Raw genomic sequence first — 25,991 nt, 5'->3', positions numbered from 1 at the left:
TTAATCGTTGGTACAATAAATTAAAAAGTTATTATTATGCTGCATTACGAAACGGGAGGAGTTCAAAAGAGGGTCAAAGATATTCAAAAAGATTAAGCAAGTTAGACAGCAAGCGTCATAATCAAATCAAAGATTTCTTTCATAAAGTGAGTTTTAACATTGTGAAAGTAGCAAAAGAACATCGCATCGATACCATCATTATCGGTAAAAATATGGATTGGAAACAGAAAGTCGCTTTAGGCTCCAAAAATAATCAAAATTTTGTTCAAATCCCACATGCGATGTTGGTGTCAATGATTCGGTACAAAGCAAATACCGAGGGCATAGCCGTCATTGAAACAGAAGAAAGCTATACATCTCGAGCAAGCTTTTTAGATGAAGATCCGATCCCAACCTACAAATCGGGGGAAAAAAGTGATGACATCTTTAGCGGAAAGCGAATCTCGAGAGGGATGTACCGTTCAAAAAAAGGAATTTTAATCAACGCCGATGTAAATGGCTCGGCGAATATACTAAGAAAAGTAGTCCCAAAGGCATTTGCCAACGGGATAGCGGTTGTGTGTACCCAGCCTCTAGCGGTCAATGTGCATTAGCACCAACCCTGAAACCTGCGACTTCAGTCGTGGGAGGTTCATACAGCCCTTTAAGGCTGCTATCATGCTATGGAACAACCTCCATTATCTATCAATTGTTTTCAGAACATTTGTTATAGAAATAGTCCTATGTTATCATTTACCTACATTAAGGGAGGCGATTTAAATGAGCTTTTTTTCGAGATCATCAAGGCGAAAACCATATAAATATGGTAAGCATGGACATCAACATTATCAAAAAAAAGGTTTAATGGGAAAGTTATTTGATATGCTTGGTTCCAGAAGCCATTCTAACAAACGCTATCATACACAACATAATCCTTCCTATTCAAAATCCAACCCGTCATCTAACCAAGGTGGAATAGGCTGCAGAAAATGCCATGCGCAAATCCCAACTGGTTCTAAATTTTGTCTGGAGTGCGGGGAAAAGGTGAATACTTCATTGTTCTGTGGCAACTGTGGAGAAACTTTACCACCAAATGCAAAATTCTGTCCATCTTGCGGTACGAAATCAGGCGGTTGATGTTCTTTGTTTAATAGCAATGCAAACAAATGGATTGGAAAGAAATATGGGGAATATAAAATTGTTAGATTGCTAGGTGAAGGAAGATTTGGCATCGGTTATTTAGCCGTTACAGATCAGGGAGAGAAGGTTGTTATTAAACGATTCAAAACTCGCCCATTTAAGAAAAATAAAGATAAAAATGCTTATGAGGCGATTATTCTTTCCCAACTGGAAAATCAAGCGATCCCGAAATTATTAGGAGTAATAAGTGATAAAGATTTGTATGCCTTTATATTGGAATATAAACCCGGCCATACAGTAGAAAATATGATTTTTATACAAAAATACAAATTCCAACAAAGGGAAATTTATGATATAGGATGCCAGCTTATCTCTATTATGAAATATTTACATAGAGAGGGAGTTGTTCATCGTGATATTCGAATTCCGAATATACTGATCTCAGACTCTAAAGTTTCCTTAGTAGATTTTGGTTTAGCCCGTTGGTATGATGGGCAAAATTATTTGTATGATCAGGATTTTTCTTACCTTGGAGACTTCTTAATATACTTGCACTATACGACATTCGTAAAACAACAAAGAAAGAGCTTACCATGGTATAGGGAACTTGAGCTTACTGACAGACAGATCCATCTGTATAAAAGAATGCTTAGGCTAGAAGAACCTTTTTCTAGTATAGATGAATTGGAACGAAATTTTAAATTTGCCTTTTAACGATGGCGCTATTTGGATTTTTTCGGTACGTAGCTCTTATAAATACATATAATGCCTTTCTCCAGTCATTTTGTCTGGGGGAAGGCACTATTTATTTGTCATAAAGATCTGTATAAACTGCAGGGGGAAATTATTTTCAACTCCACTCTTCCCGCAGACTGAATAAGGTCCTAAATCCCTAGAAACCATGGGATGTTTCCATTCGTATTAATAGAGTAAACAAGTGGGGGGATAACATGGAAAAACAAAATCGCTCGTTTCTCGTAGCTATATTTCTAATTATCTGTATGCTTTTTGCAGGGTGTAATACAGACGCTGAGCAAAAAGTTTCTAACGCAGATTTACCAAAAAATGATACGGGTGAGCATGCTGAAAAAACAGAGAGTGGTGAAGAAATAGCTTCTGCAGCTACTACAATAGAAGAAGTAGTTGTACAACATTCTGGGAAATTAGTAGATAAGTATATGGACCCAGAAATAGAAGCTGCTCGAACGGTGGATTACACTAAATATTTTCGTTTTTATGAAGATAAGTTTATTGATATTGTCCATAAGGAATTGCCTAATTACTTTCAAGAAAACGAAGAATTAAGCCGTGAAGAAGTTTATGATTATCTTGTATACGAGCTTGGCTCTGGACAATATAAGCCATATTACGAAAAACTCGCGTCATATGATCATGGATATGAAATGCCAGAGCTTCCAAATGGAAAAGATGAACTTGAAATAGCTAAAAAAGAAATAACGAACCTTGTGATTTTAATGGATGCAAGTGGGAGTATGAAAGCTAGTATAGCAGGTGGCATAAGAATGGATCTTGCGAAAGAAGCCATTGAAGATTTCACGAATGGAGTAGGAGAAGATGTGAATGTGTCACTTCTTGCCTATGGTCATAAAGGAACGGGTGAAGATTCGGATAAAGAGCTTTCGTGCTCCTCGATCGATGCTGTTTATCCCTTGCAAGAATATAGTCAAAAGGAATTTCAGCAAGCACTGAACTCATTTCAAGCAAGTGGATGGACGCCATTGGCTAGTGCAATCGAAAAAGCTAATGAATTGCTCGCTCCTTATGGGAAAGATGGCTATAGAAATATTGTATATATTGTTAGCGATGGTATTGAAACATGTGATGGTGATCCAATCCAAGCTGCGAAAAAGCTTAATGAAAGTAATATAGAAGCAAAAATAAATATCATTGGATTTGATGTAGATGATGAAGGGCAAAACCAACTGAAACAAGTGGCAGAAGCAGGTGGAGGGAAGTATGTGACGGTCAAAGACCCAGCCGAGTTTGAAACTGTCTTAAAGAAAAAATGGCAGCCTAGTTTAATGCAGATCATGAGCCAGCAAGGTGTATACCTTCGCGAATATGTAGACCAATTAAATGATTTGATCAATATTTACGATCCTCTTTCGAATCTTTCCGAACGGGAAGCAAATAGGATCATTGAAGCAGCGCGCTTTTTAGCGGCAGAAGAATGGATTGACAAGGAGACTGCTGATTATGTTTCAGAACGTGCGAATCAAATGAGAGAGTTAAGAAAAAAGCATTTCAGTGAATTAAAGGAACAAAAGAGTGCAGAAGCAGACCAGGCTCGAAAAGAAATTGATGCCAATGTAGAAGCTTGGAAAGAAAAATGGTACAAAGAATTGGAAAAAGAATCGTGACATCATTGAATTTTTGATCAAGAGATAGAATGGTCGTGTGCATTGTCAGGTATTTCCTTTATAAAATTGAGGATACTAGTATTAATCAACTTTTAGAGGTGAATAATCGTGATTAGACTAAATTCCGAAATTGAAGGAAAAGCGATTAATTTTGGTGAGGCACGCAGATTATTTAAAGCTTATGGATGTAGTTTTTGCAGTAATTTTGAATATGATCGTGGAAAATTCGATTCGCTTTTATGGCGGGAAGGCGGAGAAAGCATCTATTTAAGAATTCCTTTTGATGTAGTGGAGGGCGCTTTAGACCATTCCGATGCCCATATCCAATTTCGAACACCTTATGTCATTAAGCATGTTGTAAATGTTGGCTTAGACTATGATGAGAATTCTTTAATGACTACAACAGGGGTTAATCAATTCCAAAAGCCGTTGGATAATGATGGGTATATAAGAGATAAAAGTAGATGGGCACAGGCGGGCGAGGACGTAATTGATCAAGTGCTAAATACAATGAGAGGAGGAATGATTTCCTAAATATAAAACCTATTATACCTTATTTTGGCTCTATGATGATCATAGAGCTTTTTGATTGTAGTTTTGGGATTTTCCCCCTACTCTTCCAATAAATGCAACATATTTCATCATGCTATCACGGCGTGATAAAATATAATGTATCATCGAGAATTTAGCAGGAGGCATAAGGAAATGTCTATATTTAGCATGGATTATCATATCGATTTAAGTGATGTAGACTTCAATCGAAAATTAAAATTAAGTACTTTGTTTAGTTATTTCCAAGACACAGCGAGCTTAGCTTCTGAAGATTTAGGTTTCGGTATTGATAAATTGGATAAAGAGTATGGAGTGGCTTGGATTTTAATGAAAATTAGAGTGGAAATTGAGAGAATGCCAATTTTAGATGAAAAAATTTCGATAGAGACATGGCCGCTCGAACCAAAAAAATTAGAATTCGAAAGAGATTATGTAGTGAGAGATTATGAGGGGAATGTAATAATACGAGCTGTATCCTCTTGGATTATCATGGATTTAAAAGAGAGAAAGCTAAGAAGAAGTAACACCTTTCCAATTACATATCCGATCGTAAGGAACGAGAGAGCGATTGAGTGCAAATTAGGTAAGTTAAAAAACTTTGGTCAGTTGGAGATTGCCTATCAAAAGGTGATTGGATATAGTGACGTCGACTTCAATGGGCACTTGAATAATTCGAAGTATGTCGACTATGTTATGGATTGCTTTATGATTGATGAGCATAAAAAGTACCAATTGAAATCAATTGAAGTCCATTTTACAAACGAAGCCTTGCCTGGTGATACGATTACCCTTCAAAAAGATACGTATGAGGCAGATTCAGGCTTGATTTTTATTCAAGGAATTAATGAAAAAGATCAAAAAATCGTTTTTAAATCACAAATATACATTAATAAGAACTAAATTTGAGTTTGCATCATTTATGAAATCCAGGAAGGTTTAGACAATAATGAAGACATCTAATAAATTTTACTATTTTAGCATTATTTCTATTTTTACGATCACTTTATCCCTCGTGATTGGATTGTTTTCCCCTAGTCAGGTAAAGTCTCATTTAAAACAAATGAAGGATGATGCCTTTCAAGGGGCACAACCAATCATTCCTACACTTGAAGTAAAGCATGCATTTTCCACATCTAAGTTGAACCAGTCGATCCATTATCAACAAGAAATAATACGTGAAAAAGCTGAGCACGGGCAAGCGATCAAGGAGCTTCAACAAAAAAATAAAGTGATCTATCTAACTTTTGATGACGGTCCATCTGCATATTCTGAACAGATGCTTGATATTTTAAATAAATACGATGCCAAGGCTACATTTTTTATGATTGGTCCTAATATTCAAAGCTACCCAGCTGTTGTCAAAAGAATGGCAGATGAAGGGTTCGGCATCGGTATGCACAGCATGACACATGATGCTCATCAAGTATACAGTTCCGCAACATCTCCGTTAGATGAAATGCTTGAAGAAAGCCATATTATTCAGGGGATTACTGGAATAGAGCCCCTATTAATTCGCTTGCCATATGGAAGTGTGCCATATTTAACAGTTGACATGCGATACTATCTTAATGAAAACAATTTTAAAATCTGGGATTGGAATATCGACAGTGAGGATTGGAAGTTGATGGATCAACGATATGTCACCAAAGTGATCCAAGATATTAAGAGTTTAGAACAATCAGGAGAGGCGCCTATTGTTTTATTGCATGATAAACAACACACGGTTCAACATTTATCAAAGTTACTGCAATATCTAAAAAAAGAAGGCTATCAAATGAAGGTCCTAACGGAAGAGCTCGTACCTTATACATTTCAGTGCGAAGGTCGTTGTTATTCCATAAATGAATAGTCATTGATTGTTAAAGGGGAAAGAATGAGGAATGAATGGTAAAAAGAAAGTTGTTGCAGCAGGAATTTTGTTGTTCGCAGTAGTTGCAGGTTATTTTGTGATGATCAAATACAATGATCATAAACGAATCGAGAAGGTCGATCACTCATTGGAAAATTCAGCTCAATCAGAGGAACTGTTTGCTAAAAAACAGCGGAACTTGGCTGAAACGAGTAAAATGGAGAATAAACTTTATCATACTATCCTATCTTTAAAAGTTGACCAAAACGAGGAAATTACGAAAATTACAAAAGAAGCTCAGAAACTTATAGAGCAACAGGACCAATATTTACAGGAAATGGAACAGCATTTTGATCAAGCTTACTCTTCTATTGCTGTTATTAAACCGCTCGTCAAGAAAATGAAGGGTCAAAAGACAGAAAATTCGACAACGACAATGTTGCAGCTATTCGAAAAACGCCAACAAATTTATAACTCTTATTGTAAAGACTATAAACGTTTATTGGCTTTAAACAAGCATCTTTATGAAAAACTAGAAAATAAACAGTATAATGAAGAAGAGTTAGATAAGGAAGTTGAACAAATTAACCAAATCTATCATAATATCAAAAATCAAGAACAGCAATTCAATCAATATACGGAAAAATATAACGATGAAAAAATGAGATATGAACAACTAACGAGCTAAAGAGAGAATGCCAGGGGCTAGGCAATTTACAATTGTTTAGACCCTGGCATTTTCATAAACTCCTTTTTATTAGCTAGTTCAGGATGAGCTTTTCTAATAACAGAAGGTCTTGCTAGAAGAAGAACAATCCCAATTAAGAGAGTAGCCGATGTAATTAATATCCATTCCGCAGGCAAAATATCATAAAAAACACCGTAAACGACCATTCCAAGTGGCATAAGCGCCATTGCCATCGTTTCCAAAATAGAAAAAACACGACCTTTATAATCGTCATCAATTTGCTTTTGCATCATGACCTGTAGTGGAGTATTGACAATGATCACTAACATTCCGAAGCTGAACATAAGTAGTGCATAGTAGGCAAACATTCCGTAATAAGTAAATTTTATGAGGAGCGGTAAAGAAATAGCACCTATAATAAGCCCCATGCAGAGAACTCCTCGTTTAGATAGTAGTAGTGGGAATTTAACATCTCGGCTCGTTGAAAAATAGATGGACATTATGAGCATCCCGACAGCAAAAGCTCCATTTGTAAAACCGAAATGTTCAGATGCTATTTTTAACTTTTCTATTAAAATATAAGAATAACCTACTTCAAATGCACCAAACAGAAAATTGATGAGCAAGGAAATCCAAATAATTACTATTAAGACAGGTTGAAGTTTTAAGTAAGAAATACCAGCTTTCATACTGATCCACATTGATTCTTTTTGTTCCTCTACCGTTTTTTCTTTTCTTTTTGCAAATAAAGAAAAGTTCATTGTGGATTCAAGAGCGACACCAATAGCAGATGCTATGATATAGATGATTAAAAAAACTGGCATTGATACGACACCATATAATAAACCACCTATAGCCGGGCTGCCTATGGCTGCAAAAGAAATCGACATTTGGTTCAACGACATTGCTTTTTGGATTCTTTTTTCATCAACAAGGCCGCTTATTGATGAGGTAAAGGTGACGCTTGAGAAAGTGGAAGTGATTGATAGAATACAAGTTGTTGTATAAATTGCGATAAGAGATAATCCGTAATACAAACTAACGGCAAGTAAGCCGCCGATTGCGAATGTTGTTGCGATCTGAGCAGTAATGACAATTTTCTTCCTAGAAAAATTATCGGCTACATATCCTGCAAATGGTCCAACTACTGTTCTAGGTAAAATATTGCAAATGAGGTTCAAGGCAAAATTTGTTGCAGATCCAGTCATTTGTAAAATATAAAAACTAATAGCGAATGAATAGACTTGTGCACCGAATGTGGAAATCAGTTTACTTATCGTAAATGTCCACAGATGGTATGTAGCTCTTTTTAAGTTTAATTGTTCGCTCAATAAAATCGCCTCTCCACATGACTTTATCCCGCATTAACTGGCTGTAAGCCCCCCACTTCAAGAATTTGAGGAGAATCCAAGAATTGTAAGTGGAGGATCAACAGCCAGTAAAAGCCCGATTCGTTCAACTAACAATCAGTGGGGGATGAAGAAAATCCCCACTGATTGAAGTTTCACTTTATTTGCCCTCATCACTATATGATGAAGTTTATTATATCTTTCCTATTTAAAGGTATTTGGGAAAAGTTTGATTATGGTGCCACTTACCAAAAATCAATATTTGCCCTACTATATAAAAAAATATTAGTATATGAAACAAAGAGGTTCAAGCCTAGGAAGGGGGCAAAGAATTGAATATCAAATTAAGCAACAAAATAATTACAGAGATATGTGGTACAGTCTCCTTCAAAAGAGGTGCGATTTTTTGTCGTTCTAATCGCATAACATTTGAAAGCTATCGTTCGAATGAATGTCGCGCTACAGTATCTTCAAAGGAAGAGTTTCATGTCATGATTGACAAAGATGAGAGCAGTCCTTTCGGTTTTCGGACGAAATGTAGTTGCCCATCGCTTGCTTCCTATAAACTTAAATGCCAGCATGTCGCTGCCGTTTTATTATCGATTCATGAACATCAGCGAAACCTAACCTCTCCTGCAATCGAAAATAATGCCGATCATGAACTAACTGAAGGAATTTTCACTTTATTTAATCATAAAGCAAAGCGGTCCAGTATGCACCAACTATATTTTGAAAATAGGGAAATGTTGGAAACGGTATTTATTTGTAAGCCACTTAAAGTTGGAAAAGGGCAAAATATGATTGGCATAGAACTTAAGATTGCCACAGTTAATGTTAAGAATCTCCGTAACTTTTTAATGCAAGTTAAAACTGGAAGTATATGCATACTTTCAGATTCTTTTACATATGATCCGTCTCTTCATTGCTTTCAAAAGGAAACAGACGCAGTCATTCACCAACTTATCCAAATCATCGATGATGAAAAAATGTATGGAGATGATCCGTTTAGTGAAAGTGTTTTAATGATTCCACCTTCTTCATGGGAGCGACTTGTATCTATAATCTTAAAGACACCTTTAGTAAAATGGGAATACGGTGGAATTACGTATGATGAGCTAAGTTTAACAAGAGGACCTATCCCTGTACAATTTAGCTTTTTAGAAACTAAAGGGAAAGATTATGAACTGAAAATTCAAGGCTTAAATCAACTAATTATATTGGAAGCTTATCGAGCGGTTCTTTCAAAAGGATGCTTAATTCAGTTGGAAGAGGAAGTAAGTGAACGGCTTTCAGAACTGAAGCAAATACTCGATGCTTCAGAGGCTAATCACATATCAGTCCCTCACAACCAATTCCATTATTTTCTTGAAGAAATTGTACCTGAATTGAAAAAGCTAGGCGATGTCCATTTAGCCCCTTCCATTTCCATGAAGTTAAACAAGCCGCCATTAATAGCTAAACTATATTTAGATCGAATAAAAAATAAGTTGCTAGCTGGGCTTGAGTTTCACTATGAAGGTATCGTTATTAATCCATTGGAGTCAGGAATGCAGGTTGGCTCCATGTTTATAAGAGACGAAGAAAAGGAAGAGGCGATTTTACAGCTAATGGAGGAAAGTTCATTTGCGAAAACGGAAAGTGGTTATTTTTTGCATAACGAGGAATTGGAATATACATTTTTGCGTCACGTTATTCCACAACTTCAGCCCCTCGTACAAATTTATGCCACAACAGCCGTTAGGAATCGTCTAATCAAAAAAAGTGCACCTCCGCGAATTCGTGTTAAAGCTAATAAGGAGAGAACAAATTGGTTAGAATTCAAGTTTGAAATGGATGGCATTCCGGAAAAACATATACGTGATATTCTATTCGCACTTGAGGAGAAACGAAAATATTATCGCCTTGCTAACGGAACTCTTCTTTCCCTTGAAACAAGGGAATTTGAGGAAATTAGGAGATTTTTAAATGCTGTTCCTAACGAAAATCTTAACCTTGAGAATGGGTTATATATTCCATTTGTTAATGGTCTGCACCTTTTAGATTCTACAGAAAATGCTAATGTGTTCAAGTTAGAAGAATCATTTCATCAGTTTATAGATAGCATTCAAAATCCTGATGAATTAAAATTCGAATTACCAGAGCGCTTAGATTCAGTATTGCGGGAATACCAGAAGGAAGGGTATCGCTGGATGAAGACATTGGCTAGCTTTGGATTCGGAGGGATCCTGGCTGATGACATGGGACTAGGTAAAACTCTTCAAAGTATTGCCTTTATTCTCTCGGAACTTCCTAGAATTCGCCAAACAAAGAGGCCGGTACTGATTGTTTGTCCATCATCCTTAATGTATAACTGGTTAAGTGAAATATCTAAATTTACACCTGATATCCATGCTGTAGTATTGGCTGGTCATAAAAAGGAACGTGTCACATTACTGAAAGAAGCTATGGAAAAGGATGTACTTATTACTTCTTATCCATTATTGCGCACAGATTTAAATTGGTATAGGAAACAAGGTTTTCACACTGTGTTTTTCGATGAGGCACAGGCATTTAAGAATCCAAATACACAAACGGCAAAAGCAGTGAAGACAATCCAAGCAGAACATCACTTTGCGCTCACAGGAACACCAATAGAAAATTCATTAGAAGAACTATGGTCTATTTACCATGTTGTTTTTCCTGAGTTGTTTCAAGGGTTAAAAGAATACAGTAACCTTACGAGGAAAAAAATTATTCGTCGAATTCGGCCATTCTTATTGCGTAGGATGAAAAAGGATGTACTTGCGGAACTACCTGAAAAAGTTATGTCGCATGAATTTATAGAGTTGCTTCCAGATCAGAAAAAACTATATGCTGCCTATTTGGCGAAGTTAAGACATGAAACGCTCAAGCATTTGGACAAGGATACACTTAGAAAGAATCGAATAAAAATTCTAGCCGGATTAACCCGGTTACGGCAAATTTGCTGTCACCCAGCTTTGTTTGTTGATGGCTATAAAGGAAGTTCAGCAAAATTTGAACAATTACGGAAAATCTTAAAAGAATCAAAGCTCTCTGGAAGAAGAGTACTTATTTTTTCCCAGTTTACAACAATGCTCCAGCTAATTGGCAAAGATTTAGCTCGGCAAGGCATTCCTTACTTTTATCTTGATGGACAAACTCCTGCCGAAGAAAGAATAGTAAGGTGCAATCGATTTAATGGAGGGGAACGTGATCTATTTCTTATTTCATTAAAGGCAGGTGGTACTGGACTAAATTTGACCGGAGCAGATACAGTAATTTTATACGACATTTGGTGGAATCCTGCAGTCGAGGAGCAAGCAGCCGATCGGGCTTACCGCATTGGTCAGGCAAATACAGTAGAGGTGATCAAGCTAATTGCTAGAGGAACGATTGAAGAAAAGATAAATGAACTGCAAGAACAAAAGAAACACTTAATTGCAGAAATTATCGATACAAAGGAGCCCGCCTCTTCGCTTACTGAAGAGGATATTAGGGAAATCTTGATGATATAGAATTGATGAGATTTCTATGACAGGGCAAGATAAAGCTAAGTGGATTCAGGGATTCAAGGCGTACTGTGATAGCTGAAATTAAAGGGTGAGATGAAATGAACAAGAATTTTATCGTAGGGTTATTAACTTTTTTACTCCTTATTAATGGATGGGCATTTCCTTTTTTTCGATTACCGTTTTATGAAGGAGCAATGGTGGTCGCAGGTATATCCTTACTATTGATGGCGATTATTCACGAGCGGTTTGTGTTTTTATATTCGATGTTAATTGTAATTGGCTATGCTGTTTATCTTACAGTTCATGCTTTTATGTACCATGAACCATCAAATGTTCAACTTTCTTATATTTATGATCATTTGCTATTAACTAGTTTTATTTTATTGTATTGGATTTTGTTAACGTACTTGAAAAGAATAGGTTATGAAAATGAAAATTTAATAAGACAAGTGAAGCTTTTACAAAAATATACTGGGAATAGTCACATATTAACCGTTCAAGAGTTTCGTGAACAAGCAAAATGGGTGTTCGCTTCTGTACAACGAACTCAAAAGCAGGTTTGGCTTGTACAGTTAACAATTACTCATAAGGGGAAAATGACGAAGCAAGTTCTACAAGAACGGATTGAACAAATTAGTTTAAAGTCGATCCGCAAGCAATTTGATTTAATCACCTACCATAAAGATGCCGTTTATCTTCTATTAAGAGACACGGACCGTGCTGGTGTTGATATTGTTTTGCAGCGAGTTGAAAGTGAAACAAGAAATGCTGTCAATTTGATCGAGTTGCCCTATGACATTGACGTAAAATTAGTAGAATCAATGGAAGAACTGGAAAAGTTGGGGGTTAACTAGAATGATGAATCTCTTACTTGCTGTCATGTTCTTTTTTTGGCTATTATTGCTATTTTATTCGTTAGTGACTCTTGCAGGGATATGGTATCGCAATAAAGAAGGCAAGCGTGTTGAACTTACTATTTATCCGAGCGTGGCGGTATTTATTCCAGCTCATAATGAAGGGATTGTGATGGCAGACACGTTACGAGCGATGGCGCGATTACAATATCCAGGTAAGCTCGATATTTATGTATTAAATGATAATTCGACAGACGCTACTGCGGAGATCGCAATGGAGTTTTCTAGCCTATTTTCTCATATTCACCACATTTCAGTACCAAAGGGGGAGCCTAAAGGGAAGTCGCGCGTTTTAAATTATGGTTTGCAAATTTCAGATTCGGAATATTTTGCTGTATATGACGCGGATAATGAGCCTGAACCAGATGCACTGAGAAAGCTAGTTGAAACAGCGGAAACAACAAAAAATGCTGCAGGTGCTGTTGGATATGTGAAAACAAAAAACATGGAAGTAAATCGTTTAACGCGAATGATTGGTCTTGAATTTCAAGTATTCCAACTGCTCATGCAATGTGGCCGATGGGCTCTATTTAAGCTCGGATCATTAGCGGGTACAAATATGTTAGTGAAGCGAAAAGTGATTGAAGAAATGGGCCGCTACGATGTTTATGCGTTGGCTGAAGATGCAGAACTAACAGTGAGAATTACGGCGGCTGGTTATGTTTTACCTGTCGTTCCATCATCGCGAACATGGGAGCAGGAGCCTGAGAAGATTCGGATTTTCATTAAACAGCGGACACGCTGGCTAACTGGAAATATTTATTTATTAGAAAAATCATTGCGAGATCTATCCCATTGGAAAGGGAAAACTTTTATATTAAGTTTGCAACATGTGATGACTTATTTATTATTCGTTGTTCTCTTGCTCGTATCGGATTTTTTCTTTATTGCAGGAGTTTTAGGATACACACTACCTGAAATGCGAGCCCCTCTTCTTATACTTTGGTTCATGAGTTATATCGTATATACAGCACAACTTTTAAGTGCGCTTGTTGTTGATAAAAACGTTACATTAAAAAATGTCTGTTACATTTTAATCATGTATTTTACTTATGCGCAACTATTTATTATTCTTCTAGTTCGTAGTTTGTCAGTATATATATGGAGTCGCTTGCGCGGGAAGACGATCGGTTGGGACAAAACGCAAAGGTTCAAAAGTAAGGAAGGCAACCAATGAAAAAGTGGATAATCCTTTTTCTTTGCCTCTTTATTGGTGTGCTGCTTTTTCAAGGGGGCAAGTTAATGAATAAGAAGAACGAAGTAGCAGTTCAACAGATCGTTAAAGAGAAGTATATGAATGATGAAGGGTTGATTCATGCTTATCCTTATCAACGTGATTCTCAATATTTATCTGAAAGTATTGGATTATACATGAGCTTTTTGCTCAGGGTGAAAGATAAGGAAGAGTTTGAAGATCAGTATCAAAAGTTAGTGGCTTATTTTTTAATTCAAGAGAATGAGAAAGCATTTATTCGCTGGGAACTTCGAGAAGATGTGTCTGTAAATGCTCTTATAGACGATGTTCGTATTATTGATGCCCTCATAAAGGGGAGTGAAACCTTTCATGAGGACAAATATCGAGATACTGCTAAAGTTTTACAAAGTACTATTCATGATAATCAAATGCGGGATGGTCTTTACACAGATTTTTATGATTGGAATTTGAAAATGCCTTCCTCTCGTTTAACCTATAGTTATATAACTCCGGAACTTTTACAGTTGCTTCCAGATACGGAAAAAAATAGAGAGTCTATTGAAAAGATAGAGAGTGCGTCTATTTTCTTCCCGGAGTATAATAACATAGAAGCTAATCAATATGTCAATGCGAATGAGGCGCATATGGTGGACCAATTGCTGATAGCCCAAAGTAAAGAGTACATCGGACAGGAAACGGATTTTAAAAAATGGATTGTCGCAGAGTGGCAGGAGAAAAAAGTCATAAATGGGCGATATAACAAAGGAAATTTAAAACCAACCGTTCCCTATGAGTCTTTAGCAGTTTACTATTATTTGTATACTTATTTTATGGGCATCAATCAACCAAAATTGGCGAAAGAAGTGAAGGTGGAAGCGAATAAAGTAGCGGATGATCATGATTCCGATCAAGAACATTTTTTTGATTTTATTCATTTTCAGTTATTGCAGCTGAGCGATTAAGAAAGGAAGACCCATCATGAGGAAAGCACTTATATATGTAATCAGCTGCCTGTTCTTAATATCTATTATATTTCCATGTAAAGCAGGGGCTGAGAGTCATGACCTGCGCGTAGTAATTATATACGATAGTCCAAATGAAGAAGTTTATAGGATGGATAGTTTAGTCGGACATTTTACGAATGATATTACAATCCGAAGGGCTGATGAAGTTGGGGAGCTATCATCTTTTACCCATGTGATTTATTTATCAATGAACGATGAAAAGCCCACTTTGCCTTTAGTCACCGCTTTAAACGATTTCCATGGCCCTGTTTTCCAAATTGGCCAACATATTGAAGATTTTTCACGTGGTTCTTTTGTGGATTCCGTACGAAAAGAAAACATACAAAGCATCATTGTAGGAGATTCAGAAGTGTCGTTGGAAGTTGAGAAAGTAGCCTTTGCTTATAATTTTAAAAATAATACAAACGTTATATATAAAGGCAAAGCTGAAAATGAGCAATTTCCAATCGTTTTTTCAGACGGGGCAAACCTTTTTGCTACTGTTAATACGATAAGTGGTATGATCAGCCATTATGTTGGAGAAGCATTATTCTCCTTTTTTGGTGTGCCAAAAGGAAATCCTGTTAAGGTCTTACGTTTAGAAGATATCCATCCGAAAACTGATCCGAAAATATTGCAACAAATTGGCGAGTATTTATGGGAAAAGAAAATACCTTATATGATGACGATTATCCCCGTTTATACGAATCCGAACACTGGCGAAGAAGTTCATTTAAATGATGAAAAAGAGCTTGTTCGTGTTTTAAAATATATGCAAGATCATGGTGCAAGTTTCATTTTACATGGATATAAGCACCAATATCGCAGTTCGGAAACGGGGGAAGGGTTTGAATATTGGGATGCTCTTCATGACCGCCCCATCTATCAGAATAAAGACGAGAAAGTTTTGTTGCGAAAGGATTTTCAAACAGAAAAAGAGTATGAAACGTTTGTCGAAAAAGGTAAAATGTTTGAAAAGGAATATATTCACCAGACGGTGTCCGATGGAATAAAAGAGATGGCTGAACAAGGGCTATTTCCATTAGGGTTCGAGCCGCCACATTATGCGATGTCATTGGAAGGATATAAGGCGCTTACTAATTATTTCACAACTTATGTAGGGGAAACCCAAATTTCGAATGAAACGTATCAAACGACCTTTGCTCCACTCTTCGATAGTGAACCAGCCTTTATGCATGGATTGAAGTTAGTTCCCGAAACATTAGGTTATATCGATCCAAATGATGAAAAGGCGGTTGAAAGTTTACAAAACCATGCCGATTTTCTCGCTAATTTTTCAGATAGCTATTTGTCCTTCTTCTATCATCCATACTTAGGTCTTGATCCATTAAAAGAAGTCATCGATGACATGGAAAAATATAAAGATTACAAGTGGCTCGATCTTAAGATGATGGAGAACCGAGTGCAAATAGATGGTATTACAATTACATCGGAGGATGGCGTTGTGAATGCGGATATCTCTATGAAAATCAAACTAACACATATGGTGAAAACAATGTGGTGGTTTAGTATCCCTCTTCTCCTATTCATTGTGATTGTGATTTATTCATCCGTAACAAGGCGAAGAAGAGGAGATAGTCGTCCTATTTAAATGAAGGTAAAGGTGTTTAATAATGAGTTTATTAACTGTAAAGAATTTAAGTCATGGTTTTGGCGACCGGGCCATTTTTGATAATGTGTCCTTTCGTTTGTTGGCCGAAGAACATATTGGCTTGATTGGTGCGAATGGGGAAGGGAAATCCACATTCATGAATATTATAACCGGCAAATTGGAACCAGACGCTGGGACTGTAAGCTGGGCAAAACGAGCGCGGGTTGGGTATCTTGATCAACATGCTGCACTGAAACAGGGGATGACAATTCGTGATGTACTTAGAACCGCGTTTCAGTATTTGTATGATATGGAACAACAGATGAATGATCTGTTTGTCCAAATGGCAGAAGTAGACCCAGATCAACTTGAGGCGATTTTAGAGGAAACAGGAGAAATTCAGGAAACGCTCGAGCGCAATGATTTTTATATCCTTGATGCGAAGGTTGAAGAAATTGCGAATGGACTAGGGTTAAATGAATTTGGGCTTGATCGCGATGTTCATGATTTAAGCGGAGGACAGCGAACGAAAGTATTACTTGGGAAGTTGCTACTTGAAAAGCCAGATATCCTGCTTCTCGATGAGCCGACAAACTATCTAGATGTGGAGCATATCGAATGGTTACGCGGTTATTTACAAAACTATCCTAGTGCATTCATTCTCATTTCTCATGATATCCCGTTTTTGAACAGCGTTGTTAATTTGATTTATCATATGGAAAATCAACAAATTACTCGTTATCCGGGTGATTATGAGGAATTTCAGCGTGTTTATGAAATGAAGAAACAACAAGTAGAAGCCGCATATAAAAAGCAACAAAAAGAGATTGAGAACTTGAAAGATTTTGTTGCCCGAAACAAGGCAAACGCAGCGACAAGCCGGATGGCAATGTCTCGTCAGAAAAAGCTTGATAAGATGGAAATTATCGAATTGGATGCGGAAAAGCCGAAGCCGCATTTTGATTTTAAACCGGCGCGGACACCAGGTAAATATTTGTTCCAAACAGAGGATCTTGTAATCGGCTATAATGAACCACTTTCTAGTCCATTAAATCTTTCGATGGAACGAGGACAGAAAATTGCTCTATCAGGAGCAAACGGCATTGGAAAAACGACACTCCTTAAGAGTATCCTTGGCGAAATTCCTGCTCTTTCTGGTTCAGTTCAACAGGGGGAGCATCTTGCAATTGGTTATTTCGAGCAGGAAATGAAAACAGAAAGTGATAAAACGTGCTTGGAAGAAATTTGGAGTGAGTTCCCTCATTTCACACAATATGAGGTGCGTGCTGCCCTTGCACGAGTTGGTCTTACGACGAAACATATTGAAAGTAAAGTGAAAGTGCTTAGCGGTGGGGAGCGGGCAAAGGTGCGTTTATGCAAGCTCGTGAACCAAGAAACAAACTTGCTTGTGCTGGATGAACCGACAAACCACTTGGATCGTGATGCAAAAGACGAGCTGAAACGAGCCTTGAAGGAATATAAAGGCAGTGTTCTCTTGATTTCTCATGAACCTGAATTTTATGAGGGGGTTGTCACGGAAATTTGGAATGGTGAGAAGTGGACAACGAAGGTTGTTTGATTAAGAATCGATCCGGAAATTTTCTGGATTTCTTAGGACAATATAAGGAGAATATACGACTCTAAAATTCATACTTTGAATTTTAGAGCGAAAGAACAAGCGGAAAAAACCTTTAATGAAAAGAAGGCGAATCACTTAGAAACAATAGTCGAGCAAGGAAAGAGAGAAAACGCACGAATCGAGGAACTAAAAGAAATCATCGAGAGAGAACAACGCAAGAAAGAAAAGTACCAAGAGGAAATCGAATCATCAGCTGATAGGTATTGAATTTGAGTAATACCGACCTTTTTTTAAAGTTTCACCTTTTACAACGACAGAATCGTTCTTCTTCCTTTTTGTTCCTGTTTGTATTGCGTTTGACCATTGATCTAAAAAGTCTAACCACAATTAGTTTTTATTGATAATAGGGGCAGTACCAGCGAAGCTGTCACTGCCCCAATTTATAAAAAAGGCTGTCCAAAGAGATTGAGTGGACAGCTTTTTCTATTTATAGTGCTACTTAAAAACTTAAAAAGTGGCTTGGCGATTGTCCATAATATTTTTTAAATGCCCTGCTGAATGTATACACATTTGGATAACCAACTAAAGCAGCGATTTCCGTAATTGTAAGCTGTTTTTCTTCGAGCAGTTGGAACGATAATTTCATTCTCTTTTTTTGTATATATTCTTTTGGTGTCGAATTTAATTCTTCTGTAAATAATTTAGTAAAATAGGAGCGTGATAATCCGACATAGTGGGCTACATCTAGCACAGTTATTTGCTTTGTGAAATTCTCGTCGATAAAGGTAAGACTCTGAGCAATGATTGGTTGAGTAATTTGTGTTTTGGAATTTTTTGAGGGCCCAGCTAGTAAATAAAATACATTATATAGTAGTTGAGGAAGCAAAAGTTGTTCTCGGGTAGAGGTGTGTAAACTCTGAAATGATTGCTGAATTTTATGTAAAGTTTGTTGTATTTCTGTTCCCATTTTATTTTTTAAAAAGGGTCTATTTATATTTAACCCTACTCTGCTTAAAAGATAGATACTTTTAGGCCCATTGAAGGCGAGCCACTGCATTTTTAGTTTTGTACCTAAAGGTTGAGTCGTGTACTGATATTCATGAAGGACCATTGGATATATAGCAAAAATATCTCCTTTCTCAAGTACAACTTTTTGATTTTCATATGTAAACTGAACTTTCCCAGAGATAATAAAATGCAGACAAAAATATGGTAAAGTTTGTGGTCCAATATGGTAGCTTGGTTTCGCTACATTCGTTCCCGTTTTTAAAGGCCAAATCCCTCCTAGTAAATCAAATTCAGTTGGTGTATGAATCAGAGAATCTTTAAATTCATGAAAAGTTTCTTCCATGTTCTCCTCCACATAAACGTATTTTCCGAAAAGTGACAATTAGGTAAAAAGATAAAACATTATGCTATTTATATTTTAAACGCTTCCAACTATGCTGTAAATAGATAGTTCGATCTAACATTCTATTAGAAAAGGCGGTGAGTATTAAAAGATTAGTCGTTCAATAAAATAATTAATAGAGGAGAGGAATAAGAATTGAAGATTATACAAGCCAAGAAGTGCCACTTGTTTTTTAGTGTATTATTGATTTTTTCTATGTTAATGATTTTTCCTAACCAGTCAAACGCTTCAGAAATGGGGGCGTATTCTCCAACTGAGAAAACATCAGGTCTAGTGAAGAATCCGGCGATGGGATGGGTTTTATATTGTGATGCTTTTGGGCAAATGACAATTGATAATATGCCAGATGAAAATAAATGCGTAATGAATCCCTCTTTGTTCTGGGAATCATTTGACAACTCGGGAGCTACAGATAAAGCGAGCATTTTTTACTTGCGTGCTCCATGGTCTTATTTTGAATCTGAGGAAGGGAATTATGCTTGGAATGACCCAGCAAGCACCTATCAAGAACTTGTTCAAGGAGCATTAGATAGGGGGTTGAAACTCTCGTTCCGCGTTTATATGGATAGTCAGGATTCTTGGACACAAGCTACTCCACAATATGTGAGGGATGCAGGTGCAAAGGGATATATCAATACTTATTGGAATCCTTATATCAACGATACTGTCTTTTTGGATAAATTCACTAAATTTATTGCTGCATTTGGTGAAAAATATAATGATCCATCTAAGGTCGATTTCGTTGATGCAATGGGGCTAGGTGCCTGGGGAGAAGGTCATAATATTCGCCATGATTCTTCACAGCCCGGGAATGTAAATACAAGTGTGAAGGCAGTAGCGGATGCATATGAAATTGCTTTTGATAAAGTATTAAAAGGAGCACAACAAGGGGGAGCTTTAGCAAGCATTGGCGAGGGATTGGTAGACTCAAACCATTATGATATCTTGCGACGCGATAGCTTTGGCATGCCCCAATATTTTGGAGAGAGTGATAAAGCCTATTATGTCAATCGTATGCTTGGTTTAGGAATACCATTATTCGCAGAAAATGGTTGGAACTATTTTGCCCATGATTTCGAAGGATATATGAATAGGAATGGAAAGCCGTATACAAACATTCGGGATATGTTAAAGGCAAGCTTGAAAGACGCTAAGGATGCCCGTGCGAATACGTTTGATTTGCGTGTCCCTGAAGATGCAGCGGAATGGATGAAAAATGAAGATTTAGTAGATGATTTTATTGTCAATGGAGGATATCGATTTGTCCCAACAAACTTTACGTTTCCAACGACGATCCAATCAAGCGATTATGTAACTGTAACAAGTGAATGGAAAAACACGGCACTAGGTAAAATGCCCAATAATAGACCAGCATGGGGCTATAAATATAAAGTGGCGTTTGCGTTGCTTGATACGGAAACTGCCTTGCCGGTTTTCACTCATGTGACAAATATTGATCCATCGGATTGGTTGAAGGGCAGAAATTATATGTATGAATCGAATATTAGCTTTGGTGATATTCCAAATGGTACGTATGACTTTGCATATGGCATTGTCGACACAACAAACAACAATGAGCCAGCGATTAATTTAGCTATTACAGAAGAGAAGACAAATTCCGGCTGGTATAAAATGGGGAAAACAACGGTGTCTAATATTGCCAAAACACCTGCAAATCCTGACTTTAGCTCTTATAGATTAGCAGAAGATTGGAGCTCAGTTCAAGGGAAGAATCAATGGTATTACCTGGAAGGGAATGACTCCAACTATTCAGAGATGACATGGAATGATTCCGGAAATAGTTGGAAGGGTACACATCAGTACAATCTCATCCGAGGAAATGCACACATTCATCCGGATATTAAAGATTCGGTCGTAGGCTGGAAAGCTCCAACCCAAGGGGATATTACGATTTCTGGAAATCCGAGAAAACATAATATTGCTTGCGGAGATGGAGTAAATGTAAAAATTATGAAAAATGATACGCAACTTTGGCCAGCAGAAGGTTGGCAACATATCGAAGCAGCTGATAATGCAGGCATCGCTCATGAATTAAAGACTACTGTAAAGCCAAATGACATGATTTACTTTGTCGTTAATAAGAAGGATAGCAATTCTTGTGACGGGATGGTTTGGAATCCATTTATTGAATATGGACCACAAGCGGTCTCTATTGATGTCGCGCCTCAAGCTACAGCAAGTACGACAATGGGAACAAGTGAAGGGAAGATTTCGAATATTAACAGTAATGTTTTGAAGCACTCGTGGAGCTCAGCAAACTCTGTTGCTTTTCCAGGTTTCATTACCCTTGATTTGGGCAGTAAATCCGTTCATACAAACAAAATTACTTTATCCACCCATTATGGTAAAGGCCAAGGCATTACAAATTTTGATATAGAATACCATAACGGAACAGATTGGGTTCCTGCAAAATCGGATGTACAGATTCAGTGGGATATGAATTCTAGTGTTATTGAATCCAGAGACGTTACTTTTGATCCGATCTATACGAATAAGATTCGTTTGAAAGTAAAGGATGGAAATTTGGACTGGGGCCATATAGCCTTAAATCAACTTCAATGGTGGTCTACGGAAGAAGAGTCCATTGACCCTGAAGTACCTTCAGAGGAAATGAATACGAATCATTTGCTATCCATCATTGAGAACTATAAAGAAGAATTAGCTGACAAGGATTACCAAGCACTGACACTTCATTTGAAGGCGGTTGGGCATTTCGAGAAAAAAGGTGATGCAGCTAAAATAGTTAAACAACTGGGGAACTTTGAAATATTACTTGATCACCAGTTAGAGAACAAATTTTTATCAAAGAACCTATATGACATGCTTACTACAGATACAAAACGACTAATTGAACAATGGAAACAGCCTAAATGACTTTTCTAAAAAAGCTCTATCTTCTAGTTTTCTCTATAAAAATAATAAATAGAGGAGAGGAATGAGATTTGAAGATTATACAAGCCAAAAAGTGCCACTTGTTTTTTGGTGTATTATTGATTTTTTCTATGTTAATGATTTTTCCTAACCAGTCAAACGCTTCAGAAATGGGGGCGTATTCTCCAACTGAGAAAACATCAGGTCTAGTGAAAAATCCAGCGATGGGTTGGGTTTTATACTGTGACGCATTAGGTAAGATGGTTGATGATAATATACCAGACATAAATAAATGTGTGATGGATCCACCGTTATTCTGGGAGTCATTTGATCATTCGGGGGCAACAGAGAAAGCAAGTATTTTTTATTTACGGGCCCCATGGTCTTTCTTTGAACCAGAAGAAGGACAGTTTGCCTGGGATGATCCTTCCAGTAATTATTATGCTTTGGTTCAAGGTGCACTAGATCGTGGATTAAAACTCTCATTCCGCGTATATATGGATAGTCAAAATTCATGGCAACAGGTAACCCCTCAATACGTTATTGATGCGGGTGCTAAGGGATATAATAATAATGGATATCACGAAACATTATGGACTCCATATATTAACGATGCTGTATTCCTTGATAAATTCACAAAATTCATCGCGGCCTTCGGTGAGAAATACAATGATCCATCTAAGGTCGATTTCGTTGATGCAATGGGATTAGGTGCCTGGGGTGAAGGTCATAATATTCGGCAAGATTCTTCACAGCCCGGTAATGTGAATACAAGTGTTAAAACAATTGCTACTGCCTATGAAAAAGCCTTTGATAAAGTATTAAAAGGTGGACAACAAGGTGGTGCATTAGCGAATATTAGTGAGTCGTTGGTCGACTCAAACCATTATGATATCTTTCGACGTGATAGTTTTGGAATGCCTCAATATTTTGGAGAAAGTGATAAGGCTTATTATGTTAATCGTATGCTGGGTTTAGGCATCCCTGTGTTTGCGGAAAATGGTTGGAACTATTTTGCTCATGACTTTGAGAAATATATGAATCAAAATGGAAATCCATTTTCAAGCATACGAGAATTGTTGGAAGTGAGTTTAAGGGATGCTAAGGATGCTCGTGCGAATACGTTTGATTTGCGTGTCCCTGAAGATGCAGCGGAATGGATGAAAAATGAAGATTTAGTAGATGATTTTATTGTCAATGGAGGATATCGATTTGTCCCAACAAACTTTACGTTTCCAACGACGATCCAATCAAGCGATTATGTAACTGTAACAAGTGAATGGAAAAACACGGCACTAGGTAAAATGCCCAATAATAGACCAGCATGGGGCTATAAATATAAAGTGGCGTTTGCGTTGCTTGATACGGAAACTGCCTTGCCGGTTTTCACTCATGTGACAAATATTGATCCATCGGATTGGTTGAAGGGCAGAAATTATATGTATGAATCGAATATTAGCTTTGGTGATATTCCAAATGGTACGTATGACTTTGCATATGGCATTGTCGACACAACAAACAACAATGAGCCAGCGATTAATTTAGCTATTACAGAAGAGAAGACAAATTCCGGCTGGTATAAAATGGGGAAAACAACGGTGTCTAATATTGCCAAAACACCTGCAAATCCTGACTTTAGCTCTTATAGATTAGCAGAAGATTGGAGCTCAGTTCAAGGGAAGAATCAATGGTATTACCTGGAAGGGAATGACTCCAATTATTCAGAGATGACATGGAATGATTCCGGAAATAGTTGGAAGGGTACACATCAGTACAATCTCATCCGAGGAAATGCACACATTCATCCGGATATTAAAGATTCGGTCGTAGGCTGGAAAGCTCCAACCCAAGGGGATATTACGATTTCTGGAAATCCGAGAAAACATAATATTGCTTGCGGAGATGGAGTAAATGTAAAAATTATGAAAAATGATACGCAACTTTGGCCAGCAGAAGGTTGGCAACATATCGAAGCAGCTGATAATGCAGGCATCGCTCATGAATTAAAGACTACTGTAAAGCCAAATGACATGATTTACTTTGTCGTTAATAAGAAGGATAGCAATTCTTGTGACGGGATGGTTTGGAATCCATTTATTGAATATGGACCACAAGCGGTCTCTATTGATGTCGCGCCTCAAGCTACAGCAAGTACGACAATGGGAACAAGTGAAGGGAAGATTTCGAATATTAACAGTAATGTTTTGAAGCACTCGTGGAGCTCAGCAAACTCTGTTGCTTTTCCAGGTTTCATTACCCTTGATTTGGGCAGTAAATCCGNGATGAAAAATGAAGATTTAGTAGATGATTTTATTGTCAATGGAGGATATCGATTTGTCCCAACAAACTTTACGTTTCCAACGACGATCCAATCAAGCGATTATGTAACTGTAACAAGTGAATGGAAAAACACGGCACTAGGTAAAATGCCCAATAATAGACCAGCATGGGGCTATAAATATAAAGTGGCGTTTGCGTTGCTTGATACGGAAACTGCCTTGCCAGTTTTCACTCATGTGACAAATATTGATCCATCGGATTGGTTGAAGGGCAGAAATTATATGTATGAATCGAATATTAGCTTTGGTGATATTCCAAATGGTACGTATGACTTTGCATATGGTATTGTCGACACAACAAACAACAATGAGCCAGCGATTAATTTAGCTATTACAGAAGAGAAGACAAATTCCGGCTGGTATAAAATGGGGAAAACAACGGTGTCTAATATTGCCAAAACACCTGCAAATCCTGACTTTAGCTCTTATAGATTAGCAGAAGATTGGAGCTCAGTTCAAGGGAAGAATCAATGGTATTACCTGGAAGGGAATGACTCCAACTATTCAGAGATGACATGGAATGATTCCGGAAATAGTTGGAAGGGTACACATCAGTACAATGTCATCCGAGGAAACGCCCATATTCATCCAGACAATAAAGACTCGGTCGTAGGCTGGAAAGCTTCAACTCAAGGGGATATTACCATTTCTGGAAATCCGAGAAAACATAATATTGCTTGTGGAGATGGAGTAAATATAAAAATTATGAAAAATGATACGCAACTTTGGCCTGCAGAAGGTTGGCAACATATCGAAGCAGCTGATAATGCAGGCATTGATCATGAATTAACGACTACTGTAAAGCCAAATGACATGATTTACTTTGTCGTTAATAAGAAGGATAGCAATTCTTGTGACGGGATGGTTTGGAATCCATTTATTGAATATGGATCACAAGCGGACTCGATTGATGTCGCGCCCCAAGCTACGGTTAGTACGACAATGGGGACAAGTATAGGGAGCATAGCAAATATTATTAAAGAGACGGGCTCATGGAGTTCGGCGAATTCTGTTACGTTCCCTGGCTATATTACCCTTGATCTCGGTGATAAACATATTCATACAAACAAAATTACTTTATCCACCCATTATGGTAAAGGCCAAGGCATTACAAATTTTGATATAGAATACCATAACGGAACAGATTGGGTTCCTGCAAAATCGGATGTACAGATTCAGTGGGATATGAATTCTAATGTTATTGAATCCAAAGATGTTACTTTTGATCCGATCTATACGAATAAGATTCGTTTGAAAGTAAAGGATGGAAATTTGGACTGGGGCCATATAGCCTTAAATCAACTTCAATGGTGGTCTGCTGGAGAAGGGCCTAATGAACCATCAGCAGAGGTCAATACAGCCGAAATGCTTTCCACTCTAAAAGACTATCAGGGAGACGTGGCGGAGAAGGATTACCGTGCTCTTAATATTCATTTAACAGCAGTCGGCCAATTTGAAAAGAAAGAGGAGGCTGCAAAAGTGGTTAAACACCTGGAAAACTTCCAAAAGCTGCTTGACCATCAATTGGCAAGTAAAGCCATCCCGCAAGAGTTATATGACACGTTGAAGGCAGATACAAAAAAGCTGATGGAGCA

The 25,991-nt window shown here is 37.4% G+C and carries 19 protein-coding genes; 17 read left to right on the top strand and 2 right to left on the bottom strand.

Annotated elements, in window-relative coordinates; all coding sequences use genetic code 11:
* The 8 genes from BN1243_RS09860 to BN1243_RS09825 all read left to right on the top strand — a co-directional run.
* Positions 1 to 593 (top strand): IS200/IS605 family accessory protein TnpB-related protein (locus BN1243_RS09860; RefSeq protein ID WP_084781873.1); only part of this gene is annotated, 593 nt, incomplete at its 5' end.
* Positions 594 to 759: 166 nt separating this feature from the next.
* Positions 760 to 1,116, top strand: a complete 357-nt coding sequence (locus BN1243_RS09855; protein ID WP_062106391.1) for a zinc ribbon domain-containing protein — start codon at positions 760 to 762, stop codon at positions 1,114 to 1,116.
* A gap of 6 nt (positions 1,117 to 1,122) precedes the next feature.
* On the top strand, positions 1,123 to 1,833 hold the full coding sequence (locus BN1243_RS09850; protein WP_062106389.1) for a protein kinase family protein: 711 nt from the start codon (positions 1,123 to 1,125) through the stop codon (positions 1,831 to 1,833).
* Positions 1,834 to 2,069: 236 nt separating this feature from the next.
* On the top strand, positions 2,070 to 3,500 hold the full coding sequence (locus tag BN1243_RS09845) for a vWA domain-containing protein (protein ID WP_230200163.1): 1,431 nt from the start codon (positions 2,070 to 2,072) through the stop codon (positions 3,498 to 3,500).
* 108 nt (positions 3,501 to 3,608) lie between these two features.
* Positions 3,609 to 4,034: a YugN family protein gene (locus BN1243_RS09840; RefSeq protein WP_062106387.1), complete on the top strand. Its 426-nt coding sequence runs from the start codon at positions 3,609 to 3,611 to the stop codon at positions 4,032 to 4,034.
* A 171-nt stretch (positions 4,035 to 4,205) separates the two neighbouring features.
* Complete coding sequence (locus tag BN1243_RS09835; RefSeq protein ID WP_062106385.1) at positions 4,206 to 4,952, top strand: acyl-[acyl-carrier-protein] thioesterase; 747 nt, start codon at positions 4,206 to 4,208, stop codon at positions 4,950 to 4,952.
* Positions 4,953 to 4,998: 46 nt separating this feature from the next.
* Entirely contained in the window at positions 4,999 to 5,901 is a 903-nt protein-coding gene (locus tag BN1243_RS09830) for a polysaccharide deacetylase family protein (RefSeq protein ID WP_062106384.1), read from the top strand.
* Between the two features lie 31 nt (positions 5,902 to 5,932).
* On the top strand, positions 5,933 to 6,589 hold the full coding sequence (locus BN1243_RS09825) for a YkyA family protein (RefSeq protein ID WP_062106383.1): 657 nt from the start codon (positions 5,933 to 5,935) through the stop codon (positions 6,587 to 6,589).
* A 26-nt stretch (positions 6,590 to 6,615) separates the two neighbouring features.
* Here BN1243_RS09825 and BN1243_RS09820 read toward each other — a convergent pair whose 3' ends face one another.
* Positions 6,616 to 7,920: an MFS transporter gene (locus tag BN1243_RS09820; protein ID WP_062106382.1), complete on the bottom strand. Its 1,305-nt coding sequence runs from the start codon at positions 7,918 to 7,920 to the stop codon at positions 6,616 to 6,618.
* Between the two features lie 350 nt (positions 7,921 to 8,270).
* On the opposite strand from BN1243_RS09820, the gene BN1243_RS09810 reads away from it, so the two are divergent.
* The 7 genes from BN1243_RS09810 to BN1243_RS09780 all read left to right on the top strand — a co-directional run bounded on the left by BN1243_RS09810 (position 8,271) and on the right by BN1243_RS09780 (position 18,021).
* Positions 8,271 to 11,453, top strand: coding sequence for a DEAD/DEAH box helicase (locus tag BN1243_RS09810; RefSeq protein WP_062106378.1), 3,183 nt, complete (start codon positions 8,271 to 8,273; stop codon positions 11,451 to 11,453).
* A gap of 95 nt (positions 11,454 to 11,548) precedes the next feature.
* Positions 11,549 to 12,304: a hypothetical protein gene (locus BN1243_RS09805; RefSeq protein WP_062106376.1), complete on the top strand. Its 756-nt coding sequence runs from the start codon at positions 11,549 to 11,551 to the stop codon at positions 12,302 to 12,304.
* A 1-nt stretch (position 12,305) separates the two neighbouring features.
* Positions 12,306 to 13,541 carry a glycosyltransferase family 2 protein gene (locus BN1243_RS09800; RefSeq protein ID WP_062106374.1) on the top strand — a complete coding sequence of 412 codons (1,236 nt, stop codon included), beginning with the start codon at positions 12,306 to 12,308 and terminating at the stop codon, positions 13,539 to 13,541.
* A gap of 65 nt (positions 13,542 to 13,606) precedes the next feature.
* Positions 13,607 to 14,521 (top strand): hypothetical protein, encoded by a 915-nt coding sequence (locus BN1243_RS09795; protein ID WP_154669836.1) that lies wholly within the window; start codon positions 13,607 to 13,609, stop codon positions 14,519 to 14,521.
* Between the two features lie 16 nt (positions 14,522 to 14,537).
* Positions 14,538 to 16,175 (top strand): DUF2334 domain-containing protein, encoded by a 1,638-nt coding sequence (locus BN1243_RS09790; RefSeq protein WP_062106370.1) that lies wholly within the window; start codon positions 14,538 to 14,540, stop codon positions 16,173 to 16,175.
* A 22-nt stretch (positions 16,176 to 16,197) separates the two neighbouring features.
* A complete protein-coding gene (locus BN1243_RS09785) occupies positions 16,198 to 17,754 on the top strand; it encodes an ABC-F family ATP-binding cassette domain-containing protein (RefSeq protein WP_062106368.1) in 1,557 nt (518 codons plus the stop codon).
* 75 nt (positions 17,755 to 17,829) lie between these two features.
* A complete protein-coding gene (locus tag BN1243_RS09780; protein ID WP_062106365.1) occupies positions 17,830 to 18,021 on the top strand; it encodes a hypothetical protein in 192 nt (63 codons plus the stop codon).
* A 232-nt stretch (positions 18,022 to 18,253) separates the two neighbouring features.
* Here the strand turns inward: BN1243_RS09780 and BN1243_RS09775 are convergent, their stop codons facing one another.
* Positions 18,254 to 19,105: an AraC family transcriptional regulator gene (locus BN1243_RS09775; protein WP_062106363.1), complete on the bottom strand. Its 852-nt coding sequence runs from the start codon at positions 19,103 to 19,105 to the stop codon at positions 18,254 to 18,256.
* Between the two features lie 195 nt (positions 19,106 to 19,300).
* Between BN1243_RS09775 and BN1243_RS09770 the strand changes: the two genes are divergently transcribed.
* Positions 19,301 to 22,060: an FIMAH domain-containing protein gene (locus BN1243_RS09770; RefSeq protein WP_062106361.1), complete on the top strand. Its 2,760-nt coding sequence runs from the start codon at positions 19,301 to 19,303 to the stop codon at positions 22,058 to 22,060.
* Between the two features lie 128 nt (positions 22,061 to 22,188).
* Positions 22,189 to 25,991: FIMAH domain-containing protein (locus BN1243_RS23045; protein ID WP_456061830.1), on the top strand; the 3,803-nt coding region annotated here is incomplete at its 3' end.

It is taken from the genome of Bacillus niameyensis (assembly GCF_001375535.1).
Classification (GTDB): Bacteria; Bacillota; Bacilli; order Bacillales; family Bacillaceae_C; genus Lederbergia; species Lederbergia niameyensis.
The sequence above is the reverse complement of the archived record's forward strand: the minus strand, read 5'-3'. Positions and strand labels throughout refer to the sequence as shown.

Bases quoted from the DNA above. Each gene is read 5' to 3' on its own strand.
- BN1243_RS09855 (WP_062106391.1), top strand. From the start codon at position 760: ATGAGCTTTTTTTCGAGATCATCAAGGCGAAAACCATATAAATATGGT.
- BN1243_RS09845 (WP_230200163.1), top strand. From the start codon at position 2,070: ATGGAAAAACAAAATCGCTCGTTTCTCGTAGCTATATTTCTAATTATC.
- BN1243_RS09835 (WP_062106385.1), top strand. From the start codon at position 4,206: ATGTCTATATTTAGCATGGATTATCATATCGATTTAAGTGATGTAGAC.
- BN1243_RS09830 (WP_062106384.1), top strand. From the start codon at position 4,999: ATGAAGACATCTAATAAATTTTACTATTTTAGCATTATTTCTATTTTT.
- BN1243_RS09825 (WP_062106383.1), top strand. From the start codon at position 5,933: ATGAATGGTAAAAAGAAAGTTGTTGCAGCAGGAATTTTGTTGTTCGCA.
- BN1243_RS09805 (WP_062106376.1), top strand. From the start codon at position 11,549: ATGAACAAGAATTTTATCGTAGGGTTATTAACTTTTTTACTCCTTATT.
- BN1243_RS09800 (WP_062106374.1), top strand. From the start codon at position 12,306: ATGATGAATCTCTTACTTGCTGTCATGTTCTTTTTTTGGCTATTATTG.
- BN1243_RS09795 (WP_154669836.1), top strand. From the start codon at position 13,607: ATGAATAAGAAGAACGAAGTAGCAGTTCAACAGATCGTTAAAGAGAAG.
- BN1243_RS09790 (WP_062106370.1), top strand. From the start codon at position 14,538: ATGAGGAAAGCACTTATATATGTAATCAGCTGCCTGTTCTTAATATCT.
- BN1243_RS09785 (WP_062106368.1), top strand. From the start codon at position 16,198: ATGAGTTTATTAACTGTAAAGAATTTAAGTCATGGTTTTGGCGACCGG.
- BN1243_RS09775 (WP_062106363.1), bottom strand. From the start codon at position 19,105: ATGGAAGAAACTTTTCATGAATTTAAAGATTCTCTGATTCATACACCA.